Consider the following 17,299-nt stretch of genomic DNA (forward strand, 5'->3'; position numbering starts at 1 on the left):
GTAAAATTAACTCAATCATATGGTGAAAAACATGAACATTTTAAGTTATAAAAGCCTAATGTTTAATTATCTAGGTATAATAGGCAAGTACAATAATGCTCAATGGAACTTGCCCTTCTATGCCCAAAAAATAATTGTCTCAATTAATAACTCAATGCTTATATGTGAAAAAATTATTGAGCTTTCATCAGCTCAAATCCAAAATTGGATTAACGAACTTAAATCAATATCCAATTTTATAAATATGAATGACATATCGAGTTCTCGTGAAGCATTATCTAAAATGCAACTTGATTCATCTAATATCATTAATGGTATATTATTACAAATAAGTGTCCTGAAAGACTGTGTTCATACTCTAGAAGACATCATGTCAACACCTGAAGTTTTCTTTGGAGATCCTGAAATTAGCGAACTAAATGAATTTAAAAATGATGTAATTGGCTTTTTTAATATTGAAGTCAACTTTCAAGTCTATCTATTTGGATTATTGTCGGATTATAAAACGCTAAATAATATCTTTAGCATAAGTATACAACCATACGACTATGAACAATATAATTCGATGTCAGTTGTTAAAGTGCAAACCGAAGCATCATTTGTAAAAGTGAAGGAATTAAGATTGTCACTTTAAGATTTAGGGATCAACGGAGTTTATTGCAAAAGTGCATTAATGTGACGTTATTGCTCATTACTGAGGAGAATAACCATGTCACTGAATGATTTCAAATGGAAGTATTTTGCGCCCTCTATCACCTTTTGGTGTATACGTAACGATGATTCAATATCTCAGAGCTATACCGATGTTAGTGATATTTTGGCTGAACGAGGCGTTTTTTCATCGTTCAGCCATTTATCGCTATTTTATCAACGATACTCCGATAGAAGATGTCAGAGATATCAAGTAAATCTGACCCAGTGATGACCTACTGATAGCGGCGTATAGATGAACTATTTTCATAATACGAATTAAGTGAAAGATCGCCATCGGTCTATTGGCAAATTGTAGGTAAAAATAGCAATGCTTGATGTGAATTGGCGAATGTCTAGTTAACCATGAAAATGGATCGGTTTACTGGTTTTTTGAGTCCATAGCACACCGCTAATCTCACTTTTTTCCTTTTAATAATCATTTCATTGTTTATCGCTAGAAAAAATATAATCAAAAAAATAACATTATTGTATTAATTAATTTTTCAGACTCTTTTAATCTTACCGCTTCAATAAATTATAATATAATCTTACACATTGCTGTTATGATTCATTATCTTTTATTAACAATTAATGGCAAAATAACCTTTATCTAGCCTGTTTTTATCAGTCATTAATGAATTTGAAAATATTTCATGAATAACTCATAAAAATCAGCCAGATAATAAAGACTAGTCCTATATTGATAATCATTAAATCTAATATGATCAAATTAAAGGTTATAGTCATCACCAAGTTACAACTCTAAATATTATAGCGAGAACAACTATGAGTTTGTTTCTACAAAACTGTCTGGCCTTCCCCGCTGTTCTTTTTAGCGGGTTACTGATTATTGTCATGTTTTATTGGGTTTGTGCTGCTTTTGGGTTGTTAGATATTGATTTATTTAATGTCGATACATCGGTAGATAGCGGAGGTTTTGATGCCACAGGCTTTGCAGGATGGCTGACAAAATTAGGGCTAGCAGGCATTCCAGTCACCATTATTCTCACTCTATTTACACTATTTGGTTGGCTACTGAGCTATTTTAGTGTTCATTGGTTTATCCGATTTATTGATATTACCCTGCTACGCTACCTCGTGGGTTTCGTCGTGTTATTGGTCACGGCCTTTATTTCAATTCATCTTACTGCCTTATGTCTAAAACCATTACGTGAAAAATTAGCTAAATCCTCTTCCCCAAAAAGCGTAAGCCAATTGATAGGCAAACTTGCAACAGTACGTTCCGGTGATGTAACTGAGCATCGAGGAGAGGCTATTTTAGAAGATGGTGGTGCCGGTTTGATCTTACAAATTCGCGCCGCTTCAACTGAAAACATAAAGCGCGGTGACCGCGTTGTCATTATTCGCTATGACGCTGAGTCACACACTTATGATGTGGTGACTGAAGAAGAATTCCGCCGCTAATAATCAACAATACTGTAATTAGTTAACGACGACATTATCGAAACCCATGGAGAGAAAATATGGAATTGGCTGAACTAATGCCCTTTTTGACCATTGTCGGGGGCATCATCGTAGTCATACTTGGATTTTTTGGGCTATTTAAAGCCTTCTATATCAAAGTTCCACAAGGAACAGCGCTGATTGTTAACGACATGTCGTCACAGCCAAAAGTTCACTTTACTGGTGCTTTAGTTTACCCCGTTATCTACAAAAAAGAGTTTATGAGAATATCTCTCTTAACTTTAGAAGTGGATCGCCGTGGGAAAGATGGCTTGATTTGCCAAGATAATTTACGTGCTGATATTACCGTTGCCTTTTATTTACGTGTAAATGAAACAACGGAAGATGTACTTAAAGTTGCTAAGGCGATTGGTGTTGACCGTGCTTCTGACCATCAAGCCGTAAGCACCTTATTTAGTGCTAAATTCTCAGAAGCACTCAAAACGGTTGGTAAGCAGTTTGAGTTGTCTAAACTTTTTGAAGATAGACAAAACTTCCGTGATCGTATTGTTGATGTTATCGGTAAAGATCTCAATGGCTATGCGCTTGAAGACGTTGCCATCGACTATTTAGAGCAAACACCAAAAGCAGCGCTCGATCCAAATAATATTTTCGACTCCGAAGGTATTCGTAAAATCACTGAAATTACCGCAATCCATAATATTGAAACGAACCAGAAAGAACGTGACCAAGAACTGGCAATTCAAAAGAAAAATGTGGAAACCCGCGAAGCTAGCTTAGCACTTGAGCGTCAACAAGCCGATGCAGAAGCCCGTCAAAAACGTGAAATTGAAAATATTCGAGCGCGTGAACAAGCTGAAACATTACGTGTACAAGAAGAAGAACGCTTAAAAGCAGAACAAGCACGGATTCAAACTCAACAAGAAATTGAAATCCGTGAAGAAAACCGTATGCGTGAAGTTGAAGTTGCTCAACAAAACCGTACCCGTGCTGTCACTATCGAAGAAGAGCGAGTCAAACGCGCTCGTGACCTTGAAATTGTTGCTCGCGAACGTGAAGTTGAACTACAACGCATTGAAAAAGAAAAAGCATTAGAAGAAGAACGCAAGAATATTTCTAATGTCATTCGCGAACGTGTGGTGGTAGAAAAAAGTGTTGCTCAAGAAGAAGAGCGTATTAAAGAAGTTCGTGAAATTTCAGAAGCCGATCGTTTAAGACAAGTCACTGTCATTAACGCTCAAGCAGAAGCGGAAGAATCCTTAGTACGTCAAGTGAAGAAAGCGGAAGCCGACGAGGCAAGTGCTAAACACAAAGCTGAAGAGATCAGTACCATGGCTCAAGCCGAGCTTGAAGCCTCAGCAAAACAAGCAGAAGCCAAAAAACGCTTAGCAGAAGGGATTGAAGCAGAACATGCAGCATTAGGCTTAGCCGAAGCACGAGTACGTCAAGCGGCGGCAGAAGCGGAAGAAAAAGAAGGGTTAGTACAAGCTAACATCACAGCAGAAAAACTCCTTGCCGAAGCGAGAGGCTTAAAAGAAAAAGGCTTAACAGAAGCGCAAGTGAGGGAGGCGATGGCGCTAGCAGAGCAACAACAGGGCTTTGCTGAAGCGAAAATCCTTGAAGAGAAATTAACAGCGCAAGCGCGTGGTGAAGAGCAACAAGCGAATGCGAAAGAGAAATTAGGTCTGGCGGATGCAAAAGTACTTGAAGAAAAACTGGCCGCACAAGCTCGCGGTGAAGGCCAATTAGGTGCTGCACAAGCCGAAGTCATTCGTCAGCGTCTAAAAGCAGAAGCTGATGGCTTGACGGATAAGTTCCAATCTATGGATCACCTCAGTGATACAGCTCGCGCCCACGAAGAATTCCGTATGCGTCTTGAGAAAGAGTTTGAACAATCTATGGCTTCAATTGCCGCAAATAAAGAAATTGCTCGCGAACAAGCCGATGTACTGGCAGCAGCCTTAACCAAGACAAATATCGAAATTGTTGGCGGAGATGGTAGCTTCTTTAATACCTTCTCTAAAGCACTTAGCTTAGGCAAAGCCGTTGATGGCTTTATGGATAAAAGCAGTTTTGCGAAGGAGAGTGTCGAAAAGCTGATCAACCGTAAAGACGATAAAAAAATCGACATCGCCGCTTTGCTAAAAAACCCAGAGGTTCAAGATCTGATTAATGGGTTTATGGCTGCAAAAGGTGCAGGTCAACAGGTAAAAACTGTCACAGCAAAACCTGAAAACCAAAGCGATAATCAACTCTAATTAAGATGATAATTCAAAGGCATATACTATATCCTTTAGGTAACAAGTCATGTTGTTGATGTCGATGTAAAAGGTAGCCCAAGAACTTAGACATTTAAGTGACTTGGGCCACTAAATACATCAACCTTATATTGGCTTGAAGTATCACCTGTATATGTCTTGTGTTTTTGTTATAGCCAAGGAAATCAGCGATACATGTCAATTCAGGAAACAGATCACGAGCAGGAAATACTGGATAGCGCGGTTGCACAAGGTGGCGCATATGAAATATTACGCAAACGCCTCACCGAGCAAGGGCAACAGCTTCATCAAAAAGCAGTGCAGCTCAATGACAGTCGTTTGCAAGAGTTCGGCCAAAGCCAAATGGATATTATTGGTCGTATCCGTATTCGCACAGAAAACAATTGCCAAGCAAGGGATATTGTTCGTGTCGGTGAATGGCTTCTGTTTGGTTATAACGTCTTCTTAGGTCTCAAAAAAGAAACCCACATTGAAGATGTGTTTTCACTGTATCGGCTAATCGATAACCACGGTGAATTTGATGTTGAAGAAGCCCCTTATGAAGGGACATTCCTGAGTGATCCTCGCTTTACCCAAGACTTTACTGAATTATATACCTACTACAAAAATACCCAACTGCTACAGCTCGTCGAGCGTGATGGAAAACTGTTAGCTAGTTTCCAAATTGGCGATCGTATCACCGATGTCAGGGTCTTCCGCTGGTCTATCTCCAGTGATAAAAGCAAAATCGACTATATCGATAACCGGGGTGAACGTGATATCGCACTACCTCCAGCCTATGATTTCGAATGGGTTAAAACCACGCGTGAAAATACGGTAAATGGCCGATTTCCACATATTAATATTTTAGATACCGTCTTCGTCGAAACTATCGGGGGTGATCTCACGATTAAGTGTGAAAATAACACGGAAGATGGTCTCGGAATTTATCGAGAAGCGGTTTTAGATAAAAACCAATCCCTCGATGATGCGCAGATTGAATATGCTCAAACTGGCAGCCTTATCTTATTAAAGATATTACCTTATCGGGAAGAAAGTTGGCGCTATCTCGTTTACAACACGCTCACTCAAACCGTTCAACGGATTGATGCTATTGGCCAAGCATGTGTGCAGTTACCTGAAGATCACGGCATTATTTTCCCTGGTGGCTATTATCTACAAAATGGTGAATACAAAACCTTTGACCAACCCATGGATGGCATGCGCTTTCGCCGTTTACGTCGCTCCCCCAATGGTGAAGATGTTCTCTATGTGTTCTATTCACCAAATCAAGGCCGCATTGCCTTATTTAACTACAACTTGATTGAGCGAAAACTGGCTATTCCGCTGATCGGGCATGGTTATGCCATGCTTGAAGATGGAAAAATGGTGTTATTTGAAGGTGAAGGAGATGAAGCCACTCGTGTTCATCCTATGCAAGTCTGGCAAACACCGTTTTATTCCGAAGAATTTGCAGATCAACAACCTCCACGTAGTGGCTTTTTTGGCCGCATTGGTAATGCTGACCTTGTGCGCGGTATTTCAGAAATCTTACATATCGCCAAAGAAATTGAAGGTAATCAAGTTTCCGTTACCCGTTACGAACAACTGAGCCAGCAGCCCAAAAACTTGCTGGATATCTATTATTGGTTCAATGACGAACCGTGTTTAGGTATTGGTAAATTACTCAAAGAGATCACGCAAACTAGCGAATTGGTTTTAGATGAGTATGAGAAAGTTGAAAGCATCCGCCAACAGTCCGCAAAATCGATGAGCGAAGCGGTTAGCCGACAAAAATCGTTGATTTCTTTAACCCTTCCTGAAAGCTGGGATGATATTCAACAGTTTGTTGATGGGTTAAATGCACTGAGTGCACAGCGTGGTCATCTGATTTCTCTACGCGAATTCCGTTATATGGATTTAGCAAAGCTCGCACAAATGGAAGAGGAAATCACCGAAGCGCAACAATATGTTTCCCAATCGACAGCGACGTTCCTAGCCAGTGACAAAGCGCTACAACCGTTTAAAACGCAACTCGCTACGTTTGAAGAACAGGTGGAGAACGCCCAAAATAGCGCTCAGTTAGATATCCCAATGAATGGCATGGAAAAAATGTCTGCCGACTTGGATATGCTATCGAACTTAATGGCCTCTCTAAAATTTGACGATGTGACCCAGCAAACCCATATTATTGATGCTATTTCACAAATTTATGCTCAATTAAATCAGTCTCGCGCTCGCTTACAACAAAAACGTAAATCCCAAAGCAGTGTTGAAACGGTCGCCCAATTCGGCGCACAATTCCGCTTATTCAGCCAAGGTATTACCAACGCGCTCTCTCTTTCTACAGATCCTGAACGTTGTGATGACCAATTGTCACGATTATTAGTGCAGTTAGAGGAATTAGAAAGCCAATTCAGTCATCATGATCAATTTCTCGATGATATTCTCTCTAAGCGCGAAGAGTTGTTAGAAACCTTTGAATCACACAAGCAAACGCTACTGGATGAACGCCAGCGCCGTTCACAAAATTTACAAACCGCAGCAGAGCGTTTATTAGAAAGTCTACAGCGTCGTACTTCACGCTTGCAGTCACAAGATGAACTCAATGCCTTTTTTGCTTCTGATCCATTAGCAGCAAAAACCCGCGAAATCATTGAAAAGCTGAGGGAAATCAACGATAACGTCAAGGCTGACGATATTGATGCTAAATTGAAGGCTGCACGTGACCAAGCAATTCGTACACTGAGAGATAAAACAGATATATTTGAAGATGGCGGTAATGTCATTAAATTAGGGCCTCGCCATCGCTTTAGCGTTAATACCCAAGAGCTTGATTTAACCATTTTACCTAAAGATAACCAGCTTTGGTTGTATCTCACAGGAACAGATTTCCAAGAACCGATAGATAATCCACAGTTATCCAAATTGCAGCCTTATTGGACTGCAATGCTTGAATCTGAATCGGATAATGTGTACAGAGCTGAATATCTTGCCTATTCAATTATCTATGCAGCAAGCAAACGCCAAGATGGACTCGACTATAATAGTCTCAAGTCAGCGTTATCTGTACCAGAGAAACTAGAAAAAATTGTCCGTGACTTCGCAGCTCCCCGCTATAAAGAAGGTTACGAAAAGGGAATTCATGATCATGACGCTATAGCGATTTTGAAAAAGTTAATTCCGGTTGGTGAAAGTGCCGATTTACTGCGTTATAACCCAACATCGCGAGCAATTGCGGCGATTTTCTGGGAAAAAATGCAATCTCATGATTACCCAGCACTGTGGCCAGAGCGTGCCAGAACAGCGATGAATATTCAGCAATTATTTCACAATGATGATGCGTTACTGGATTTACAAGCTGAAATTGAGGCTGATATTAGCCTCTTTCTACAAGAACACCCTATCGCATGTGAAAGCTATCAACAAACTCAGGCAGCAGAGTATCTCAGTTTTGCTTTAGCGCGCCCCCCTATCGAGTTAGTTTACAGTAAATATGCACGTGACTTAGTCGTCGCCTTGCAGAGTCGATTAGAAGAAGCACATATGTGGATCGATTTTAATCGTTCACAACAGAACCTTTCAGATCGCTATGCTCAGCGCTGGGCCTTGATTCAAAATTGGTTAAAAGGGTTATGCTCAAATTCAGAATTTGCCCATCTCACGCCTTATATTCCTGGCGCAATCGCCATTATTATCTTAGATAAGGTCGCTTCTGCACGTTATAGTGAGGCGGATCTCTATTTCAAAGTGAGTGGTTTGCTTGGCGAGCATCCAATGATTGAGAACCAAACGCTGTCATTGAGCTTAGATAACTATTTCAGTCGCATGCGTCAGCAGAGAAAGCAATTTATACCGGCATTCCGTGAGTACCAAGCCCTACGCCAACGCATTGTTATTGATGAACGTCGTCGTTTGAAGTTGCATGAATTCAAAGCACGCCCGTTAAGCTCTTTTGTACGCAATAAGCTCATTAATGATGTCTATTTACCCATTATCGGCGACAATATGGCAAAACAAATCGGTGCTCTCGGTGAGGGCAAACGTACCGACTTGATGGGCCTACTTTTAATGATCTCCCCGCCGGGCTACGGAAAAACGACGCTCATGGAGTATGTTGCTGACCGTCTAGGCCTAATTTTCATGAAAATTAACGGCCCTGCATTAGGTCATGAAGTGTTATCGCTCGACCCTGAACAAGCTCCCAATGCAACCGCAAGACAAGAGCTAGAAAAACTCAATTTAGCCTTAGAAATGGGCAATAATGTCATGCTGTATGTTGATGATATTCAGCATACCCATCCAGAGTTCTTACAGAAATTTATTTCTTTGTGTGATGGCACAAGACGCATTGAAGGGGTTTGGAAAGGAAAAACCAAAACATATGATATGCGCGGGAAAAAATTCTGTGTTGTTATGGCGGGTAACCCCTATACAGAATCCGGTGAAGTGTTCCGCATACCTGACATGCTTGCAAACCGAGCTGATATCTATAATTTAGGGGAAGTCCTTGGTGGCATGGATGATGCCTTTGCATTAAGCTACATTGAAAACAGTTTAACTTCAAATTCAGTATTGGCTCCACTTGCCTTACGTGACCTGAATGATCTCTACCTGCTCGTAGATAAGGCTATGGGGAAATCAATCTCCACCAATGCGTTAAACTACCCTTATTCAGATGCAGAAATCAGTGAGATCGTTGCAGTGATTAAGCATCTAATCACCTTGCGGGATATCGTGCTTAAAGTAAATCAGCAATATATCGCGAGTGCTGCGCAATCCGATAAATATCGAACTGAACCCGCCTTCCGCCTACAAGGTAGCTATCGCAACATGAATAAATTAGCTGAAAAAGTTTCATCCGTTATGAATGAGGAAGAACTTGAGCGTTTATTAGATGATCACTACCTAGGTGAAGCGCAATTACTCACGACAGGGGCTGAAGAGAATTTACTCAAACTAGCCGAGATCAGAGGTAGGCTTACTGAACAAGAAGCTGCGCGTTGGCAACAAATCAAGAAAGACTTCATGCGCAATAAAGCACTTGGTGGAGATAATGCCGATATTGGTGATCGAGTTGTTGCCCAACTCGCCGATCTGGTTGAAAGCGTACAAGCACTAGGCCAGCACTGATGATGAAGCAATGGCTAAGTCAGCGTTTAAAATTACTCGCTATTTTAGCTGGGCTATTGGTTATCATCCAAGTAATCAATAGCCTAACCGGTTATGCTCTCACGCGCTTCGGTATTATCCCGCGAGAGGTAAATAGTTTAATCCGTATTCCACTTGCCCCCTTTATTCATGGTAGTTGGGGGCATTTACTGAGTAACCTACCACCTTTACTGATCCTCAGTGCAATCCTTATGCATAGAACTATTCGTGAATATGTATATGCCTCATCATTTATTATTATTACCAGCGGATTAGCGGTTTGGCTGGTTGGTCGCTATGCCATCCATGTGGGTGCAAGTGGTTGGATTTTTGGGCTTTGGGGACTACTGATTGCTCAAGGCTTCTTTAGACGCCAACTTGTCGATATCCTCATTGCATTATTGGTACTCTTTTATTTTGGTGCCATGGCAGCAGGCTTACTCCCTATTCATCAATATATTTCGACTGAGTCACATATAGCTGGTGCAATATCCGGCATTTTCTATGCTTGGTGGATTAATCGCCGTAAAAAAAAGCCCCTTTCATCTACAGAACGCTAATTTACAGCTAATGTGATTAGATTCACTTTTAATATTTTTTTATTTTTTATGTATCCTTTTTTATCTACTTAGTTCACATATTAATAATTTAACCATTATTTAACCCTTCATTTACAAATTAGTGATTGTTAGTCTCGTAATACAATAAAAAATGGAGGCTCATCTGATGAAGAAAAATAATATATTATCTGCAATGGTTATTTTTGGATTCGCAACACTTGCATCCACCAGCTACGCTGAACCGAATAAAATAAAGATAGATCGTGATAGCTACGGTGTTCCACATATCTATGCAGATGATGTTTATAGTCTTTTTTATGGTTATGGCTATGCTGTCGCCCAAGATAGACTTTTCCAAATGGAAATGGCCAAACGCAGTACACAAGGCACGGTTTCGGAAGTACTAGGTAAAGATTTCATTGCTTTTGACAAAGATATCCGCAGTAATTACTGGCCAGATTCTATCCATCAACAGATCGACAACCTTCCCAAAAAAGAACAAGATATTCTACGAGGCTACGCCGATGGCATGAACGCGTGGATAAAACAAGTCAATACCGCACCTGATAAACTCATGCCTAAACAGTTCATGGATTATGGTTTTACCCCCTCTCAATGGAACAGTTTTGATGTTGCTATGATTATGGTCGGTACCATGGCTAACCGTTTCTCTGATATGAATAGTGAAATCGATAATTTAGCCTTATTAACCGCCTTAAAAGATAAATATGGTGAACAAAAAGGGTTAGCGGTATTCAACCAAATAAATTGGCTGAATAATCCTAATGCCCCCACCACTATTGACGCTCAAGAATTCACTTATCTAGATACAAAAAATAAAAACAATCAATCACAGGTGAATCAAATAGGTGATTATCGCCTAATGCCGCCGATGTTTGAACGTCCTGCTAAAGATGCCTCTGGCAAATTAATCGCATTAACAACACAGCAAAATAGTCAATTGATAGCCAAACAATATGCGCAAAGTGGTGCAAATGGCTTAGCGGGTTATCCAACAACAAGTAATATCTGGGTTGTCGGGAAAGCAAAAGCTGATGGCGCCAATGCAATTTTGCTAAACGGCCCACAATTTGGTTGGTTTAATCCTGCTTATACCTACGGGATTGGTTTACATGGCGCTGGTTTCGACTTAGTGGGTAACACCCCCTTCGCCTATCCCGCCATATTATTTGGTCATAATGGCAATATCGCGTGGGGATCAACGGCTGGCTTTGGGGATGGCGTTGATATATTTGCAGAAAAATTGGACCCACAACGCCCTGATTATTATCAACACCAAGGCCAATGGAAAAAAATGCTCAGCCGCCAAGAGATAATTAATGTGAAAGATGCCCCGTCCGTTACATTAGATATTTATCGAACGGTCCACGGTAATGTCATGAAAACAGATGATAATGCCAATATCGCGTACAGCAAGGCACGTGCATGGGATGGAAAAGAGGTCTCCTCTTTAATGGCATGGGTAAAACAAGCACAAGCCAAAAATTGGCAACAATGGCAAAATCAGGCACAGAACCAAGCCTTAACCATTAATTGGTATTATGCAGATAAAGACGGCAATATTGGTTATATCCATACTGGGCATTATCCTGAACGCCAAGAAAATCATGACCCTCGACTCCCCGTTCCCGGCACTGGTGAATGGGACTGGAAAGGCATGCAGCCCTTTGCTAATAACCCGAAAGTGTACAACCCTAAATCGGGTTATATTGCTAACTGGAATAATTCCCCAGCAAAAAATTACCCCGCGAGTGACTTGTTTGCGTTTTTATGGGGATCTGCTGATCGCGTCACAGAAATCAATAAGCTAATAGAATCAAAGCATCTGTTAAATCAAGAGGACATGTGGGATATTCTAAAACAGACGAGTCGTGTTGACCTGAATCATCGCCTATTTACCCCTTATATTCTGCGTGCGACACGCGATTTACCTGCCGATGACGATGCCGTAAAACTTGCATCTATTCTTAACCAATGGAATGGAATTAATTATCTTTCAAAAGAAGGCAAACATTATATTCAACCAGGCTCAGCAATATTGGATATTTGGCTAAAAGAGATGCTAAAAGCCACGCTGGGCCAAACAGTCCCCGCTCCTTTTGATAAATGGTATTTAGCCAGTGGCTATGAAACAACACAAGAAGGTCCTACAGGCTCGTTAAATATTAGTACAGGCGCAAAAATCTTATATGAATCATTATTAGGGCAACAATCTGCTATTCCACAAGCTATTGACCTATTTTCAGGGAAATCACAAGATGATGTTATTCGCCAAGCATTACGTACAACTTATCAGCAAATGACCCAGCAATATGGTCATCATCCTGCGAATTGGCAAACTCCAGCGACAGCACTAACTTTTAGAGCCAATAATTTCTTCGGTGTTCCTCAAGCTAATAGCGCAGAAAGTCTACACCAAAATGAATATCATAATCGAGGAACCGAAAATGACTTGATTGTGTTTAGCGACGATAAGGTGAAAGCTTGGGATGTTGTTGCTCCAGGACAAAGCGGTTTTATTTCACCGCAAGGAAAACCATCTCCTCATTATCAAGACCAATTATCCCTTTATGAACAGTTTGAAAAAAAACCATTGTGGCTCACTGCTGAAGAATTAGCTCCCCATATCGAAACCAGTGAATTGATTGAAGTTACAAAATAGTCTCTCAACATGGCCGAGAGCAAACTCTCGGCCTTTATTTTATTTTCTGAATACGGTAAACACAGCGCCCACCACCATTGAGTAAATACTGCTCTCGCTCAATCGTAACTTCATCGCCCATAATTTCACGAAATAATTGTAATTCGGAGCGACAAAAATTTTGGCAAACAGTCGCCGCAGCACAGATTGGGCAATGGTTTTCAATTAATAACCAACTGTCCCCCTCTTGTTCAATACGTGCCATATAACCCTCTTCACTACGAATATCGGCTAATGCCTGTAGTCGTTCAATAAAAGGTCGCTGTGCACAACGAGATAGATATTTGGTTTTAATTGCACTTTCTCTTTGGCTAATCAGTTTTTCTAGCCCTTCATTCCCAAAAATACTTTTTACTGAATCAATGAGCTGCAACGTAAGCTGTGCATGCGTATCTGGAAAACGCTGATGTCCTAATTCAGTCAGCACCCAATTCTGCCTCGGTCGACCAGCACCTGTTTGAGAAGTGCACTGCACCCCCTCAACTAAACCTAGTGATAGCAATTTTTGAAGATGTTGGCGGACAGCTTCCCCCGTCATGGCTAAGTCTTTTGCAATCACAGCGGTTGAGATAGGCGCTTTAGTTTTGATACAAAACAACACTTTATCAACCGCTTGGCTGAGATTTAAATTATCAAAGTAATTACTTGCATTAATCATGATGCCACTCTAATATCCAAGCTAATACTTGGATATTAACTTTTTTTTAACTCTCTCGTCTAGCAGGTCTCGCTATGAGCAATGATCCATCAACGACAAATCAAGCCAAATGGGCTGATTTACTCAGTGGCACTAATGCATTACTGACTATCGCCCTTACTGGTGGTGTCGCACTCCATGCGATCAACATTTATATCGTTACAACGATTCTTCCGAGCATTGTCGATGATATCGGTGGCCTAGAATATTATGCATGGAATACCACTATATTTGTTGCCACCTCTATTGTCGGCTCAACATTATCAAGCAAAATCCTCAACCAATTAGGACCTAAATTTGCTTATTTAACCGCCTTATTTTTATTTTCATTAGGGTCGATTTGGTGTGCCGCTTCCCCTTCAATGCTAACGTTACTTGTCGGACGTGCGCTTCAAGGGCTAGGGGGCGGTATTTTATTTGCCTTAAGCTATGCATTAATTCGCATTGTTTTTACCGAAAATCTCTGGTCACGTGCTATGGGGGTCGTTTCCGGTATGTGGGGAATTGCCACACTCTGTGGGCCTGCAATTGGTGGGATATTTGCCCAAGGTGGACATTGGCGCTGGGCTTTTTGGTCATTATTGCCAGTTGCTGTTTTTCTTACTTTAATTGTTGTTAATCAATTACCTAAAAAAACAAACCAACAACCACAAACCAGTAAATTGCCTTTTCTTGCTATTACATTATTAGTTGCTTCTGTGTTAGCGATTTCGATCGGAAGTTTATCTCAAGAACTCATATTTAATGTCGTGGGTCTGCTAGTTGGCATCACCATGCTGATTACCATTGCTCTCATTGATGGTAAGCAAGGTAAACGCTTACTCCCTACAGGCACTTATTCATTCAAAAATCCGCTTGCTATCATTTACTTAACGATGAGTTTACTGGTTGGTGGTATGACAACGGAAATTTATGTCCCTTATTTCTTACAAACTATCCATCAATTTTCTCCATTATCAGCAGGTTATCTCACCGCAATTATGGCCGCAGGTTGGACAATTGGCGCATTACTCAGTGCGAATAAAACGGGGCCACTCGTATTAAAAATACTTCGTTTAGGCCCAATTATTATATTTATCTCATTAATCTTACTGGCTATTTTAACGCCTAATACAAAATTAGTGGATTCAATACTTCTGTTTGCCATCTATTTAATTGCCATGATGGGAGTTGGTCTAGGAATTGGTATTTGCTGGCCACATCTTGTTTTAAAGGTTTTTAACGTCGCCCCTAACGGCGAAGAGAATCTTGCATCCTCATCAATTATTACCGTTCAACTGTACGCAACAGCACTATCAGCTGCATTAGTTGGTGTAGTCGTCAATAATAGTGGACTTATTAGCCCTGGAGGGTTAGCTGGAGCCCAACAAGCTTCAATCTGGTTATTTGCGCTATTTGCTATTTGCCCCTTCTTTGGTGCATTACTCATCAGAAAGATTCAATAACCCTGTAGGCCAAGAAGCAAATATGCATTCATTGCAGAGATAAATAAGAGATTATTATCACAATAGGGAAGTGTTTTTGATGGCACTTCCCTTTAATTATTAGCCTTTATGTTTTGCGAAAAAAATGAGGAATAACTAATGAGCAAAGAATCAAAATAATAATTGTTGATATCATTACGCCACCAAATGCTTGATCGAAAGCAGTATGCGCTTGGTTAATCAAGATATTTGCACTCTCTTGTGGCAAATGCTCCGCGATAATAAAAGCTTCATCAATGCTATCATAAGCTTTCTCATCCACCGCTAAGTTGTCTGGTAACGATAGCTTCATTGTATAAATGGCGCTCATCAATCCCCCCATAAAAGTCACCCCCAACACACTACCGATTTCATAAGCGACTTCTTCAATTGACGCTGCCATACCCGCTTTTTGATCAGGTGCATTCAACATCACTGTGGTTGAGGCGGTAGTAAAAATCACACCAAGACCAAAGCCAATCAAAAATAAGTATGCCAATAATATGAAACCGGTAGCAGTTTGGTAAACATAATTAAGGCCGATGACACCGATCAAGGTACAGACGAAACCAAATATTGTTAACCGTCTCTCGCCAATTTTATGTAATAACATTCCAGCTAATGGGCCAGCCAATACCGAGGCGATAGGGATAGGAATAATATACAGAGCCGCTTGAAACGGTGTATATCCCATCACAAGCTGTAATCTTTGGCTTAACAGAAGCTCGACGCCAACAATGATGACCATCGATAATATTGCCATTAAGATACCCGCACTAAAGCGTGGGTTAGCAAATAGCTTAAAATCAATCATTGGCGAATCAGATGACATTTGTCTACGGCTAAAGATACACAAGAACCAAACACCTATGATGCCTGCAACAATAAACGCCCACCAATTCGTATAAGGCTTACCAAGCTCTTTTAGGGCATAAATAGTACCAACTAACCCAATAAGCACTAACACAGAGCCGATATAATCGATTTTTTGTGAACCTTCTCCACCACATTTAGGAATTAAAAAGTAAGCGAAAGGCAATACGAATAATACTACCGGTACATTGATTAAAAATACTGAGCCCCACCAAAAATGGTTAAGCAATATACCGCCAACGAGTGGACCGATAGCGGCGCCACCTGACGCAACAGCCGACCAAATCCCTATCGCAAGAGCACGCTCTTTTGGATCTAAAAAAACATGCCTAACAATTGATAACGTTGCGGGCATGCTCATTGCAGCCCCTACGGCCAAAAAGCCTCTTGATAAAATCAAGCTCAATGCAGTTGGGGAAAATGCCGCGCACAAAGAGGCGATGGCAAATAAAGGTAACCCTAAAAGAAACATCACCTTATGACCTATACGGTCACTAAGCATCCCCGCTGCCGGTAATAATCCCGCGACAATTAACGGATATGCATTCATAATCCACAATTTTTCGGAGGATGTGGCGCCTAAATCATGTGTTAATCGAGGTAGAGCCGTGTATAACACCGTTACATCGATCACAATGAGAAACAGTACACTTGATACTAAAAGTAAAATAATCCAGCGTTTATAATCAGCTAGCATAAAATCATCTCAACAAGTTTATTTAATCATCATTTATTAATGATTGTGCTACAATATAAATCCATACGTATGTATTGAAAAGAGGTTTTTGTTAAATGGGACGTCAACGAACAATCGATCGAGATAAAGTGCTCGATGCTGCTGAAGAGATTGTGCTCACACAAGGAGCCGCCGCTCTAACCATTGATGCCGTGGCCAAATCCATGGGAATTTCTAAAGGTGGTGTGCAATATTGCTTTGGTAACAAAGATGCTCTCATCGATGCGATGTTTGAACGTTGGGGATATACCTATGAACAAATATTCAATCGTGAAATAGAAAAAGATAATTCACCTGAGAATCGAATTAATGCCCATCGGCTCGCGACGTATGAACACGATAAAGTCGCTATGGCGAAAGGGGCAGCATTGATGGCAGCTTTATTACAAACGCCAGAATACCTAGAAAGTACACGTCATTGGTATCGCGACAGATTGCGTCATTTAGACACCTCGACCGAACAAGGAAAACGCGCTCGATTGATGTTTCTTGCCACTGAAGGTGCTTTTATGTTGCGCTATTTTGGATTGATGGAAATTGATGAAGATGAGTGGCAATCCATGTTTAACGATATGTCACGATTATTAAGCTAATCATCTTACAACTCAATGACAGGCTGCTAACCGCTGAATTATCGTCATCAATAATATCATCCTCTCTGACTACCCCAGAAAACCCTCGGTTTGATAACATTAAATAATAAAAAACCCGACTATATAAT

10 protein-coding genes are annotated in these 17,299 nt (G+C 40.7%); 8 read left to right on the forward strand and 2 right to left on the reverse strand.

From position 1 onward, the window contains the following. The first annotated feature begins 31 nt into the window (after positions 1-31). From ACWPW6_RS00070 to ACWPW6_RS00095, 6 genes are all read left to right on the forward strand, one after another. Positions 32-634, forward strand: a complete 603-nt coding sequence (locus ACWPW6_RS00070; RefSeq protein WP_249999557.1) for a hypothetical protein — start codon at positions 32-34, stop codon at positions 632-634. Positions 635-1,479: 845 nt separating this feature from the next. After that, positions 1,480-2,118, forward strand: a complete 639-nt coding sequence (locus tag ACWPW6_RS00075) for an OB-fold-containig protein (protein WP_154622059.1) — start codon at positions 1,480-1,482, stop codon at positions 2,116-2,118. A gap of 59 nt (positions 2,119-2,177) precedes the next feature. After that, positions 2,178-4,376 (forward strand): hypothetical protein, encoded by a 2,199-nt coding sequence (locus ACWPW6_RS00080; RefSeq protein WP_154622058.1) that lies wholly within the window; start codon positions 2,178-2,180, stop codon positions 4,374-4,376. Positions 4,377-4,571: 195 nt separating this feature from the next. Further along, positions 4,572-9,509: a DNA repair ATPase gene (locus ACWPW6_RS00085; RefSeq protein WP_249999559.1), complete on the forward strand. Its 4,938-nt coding sequence runs from the start codon at positions 4,572-4,574 to the stop codon at positions 9,507-9,509. A 2-nt stretch (positions 9,510-9,511) separates the two neighbouring features. Beyond that, a complete protein-coding gene (locus tag ACWPW6_RS00090) occupies positions 9,512-10,087 on the forward strand; it encodes a rhomboid family intramembrane serine protease (RefSeq protein ID WP_154622060.1) in 576 nt (191 codons plus the stop codon). Positions 10,088-10,253: 166 nt separating this feature from the next. Continuing rightward, positions 10,254-12,770, forward strand: a complete 2,517-nt coding sequence (locus ACWPW6_RS00095; protein ID WP_410242010.1) for a penicillin acylase family protein — start codon at positions 10,254-10,256, stop codon at positions 12,768-12,770. Positions 12,771-12,804: 34 nt separating this feature from the next. Here the strand turns inward: ACWPW6_RS00095 and ACWPW6_RS00100 are convergent, their stop codons facing one another. Continuing rightward, positions 12,805-13,467: a helix-turn-helix transcriptional regulator gene (locus ACWPW6_RS00100; RefSeq protein ID WP_154623586.1), complete on the reverse strand. Its 663-nt coding sequence runs from the start codon at positions 13,465-13,467 to the stop codon at positions 12,805-12,807. 74 nt (positions 13,468-13,541) lie between these two features. Between ACWPW6_RS00100 and ACWPW6_RS00105 the strand changes: the two genes are divergently transcribed. Next, on the forward strand, positions 13,542-14,951 hold the full coding sequence (locus ACWPW6_RS00105; RefSeq protein WP_249999560.1) for an MFS transporter: 1,410 nt from the start codon (positions 13,542-13,544) through the stop codon (positions 14,949-14,951). 106 nt (positions 14,952-15,057) lie between these two features. Here ACWPW6_RS00105 and ACWPW6_RS00110 read toward each other — a convergent pair whose 3' ends face one another. Then, entirely contained in the window at positions 15,058-16,539 is a 1,482-nt protein-coding gene (locus ACWPW6_RS00110; protein WP_154623588.1) for an MFS transporter, read from the reverse strand. Between the two features lie 95 nt (positions 16,540-16,634). On the opposite strand from ACWPW6_RS00110, the gene ACWPW6_RS00115 reads away from it, so the two are divergent. Beyond that, complete coding sequence (locus tag ACWPW6_RS00115) at positions 16,635-17,171, forward strand: TetR/AcrR family transcriptional regulator (RefSeq protein ID WP_154623589.1); 537 nt, start codon at positions 16,635-16,637, stop codon at positions 17,169-17,171. Positions 17,172-17,299 lie beyond the last annotated feature (128 nt).

The sequence above is a fragment of the Providencia sp. Marseille-Q8014 genome, assembly GCF_965112055.1.

What these genes read in the sequence shown, in the direction of transcription:
- ACWPW6_RS00070 (WP_249999557.1), top strand. Translation starts at nt 32, where the DNA reads ATGAACATTTTAAGTTATAAAAGCCTAATGTTTAATTATCTAGGTATA.
- ACWPW6_RS00075 (WP_154622059.1), top strand. Translation starts at nt 1,480, where the DNA reads ATGAGTTTGTTTCTACAAAACTGTCTGGCCTTCCCCGCTGTTCTTTTT.
- ACWPW6_RS00080 (WP_154622058.1), top strand. Translation starts at nt 2,178, where the DNA reads ATGGAATTGGCTGAACTAATGCCCTTTTTGACCATTGTCGGGGGCATC.
- ACWPW6_RS00085 (WP_249999559.1), top strand. Translation starts at nt 4,572, where the DNA reads ATGTCAATTCAGGAAACAGATCACGAGCAGGAAATACTGGATAGCGCG.
- ACWPW6_RS00090 (WP_154622060.1), top strand. Translation starts at nt 9,512, where the DNA reads ATGAAGCAATGGCTAAGTCAGCGTTTAAAATTACTCGCTATTTTAGCT.
- ACWPW6_RS00095 (WP_410242010.1), top strand. Translation starts at nt 10,254, where the DNA reads ATGAAGAAAAATAATATATTATCTGCAATGGTTATTTTTGGATTCGCA.
- ACWPW6_RS00100 (WP_154623586.1), bottom strand. Translation starts at nt 13,467, where the DNA reads ATGATTAATGCAAGTAATTACTTTGATAATTTAAATCTCAGCCAAGCG.
- ACWPW6_RS00105 (WP_249999560.1), top strand. Translation starts at nt 13,542, where the DNA reads ATGAGCAATGATCCATCAACGACAAATCAAGCCAAATGGGCTGATTTA.
- ACWPW6_RS00110 (WP_154623588.1), bottom strand. Translation starts at nt 16,539, where the DNA reads ATGCTAGCTGATTATAAACGCTGGATTATTTTACTTTTAGTATCAAGT.
- ACWPW6_RS00115 (WP_154623589.1), top strand. Translation starts at nt 16,635, where the DNA reads ATGGGACGTCAACGAACAATCGATCGAGATAAAGTGCTCGATGCTGCT.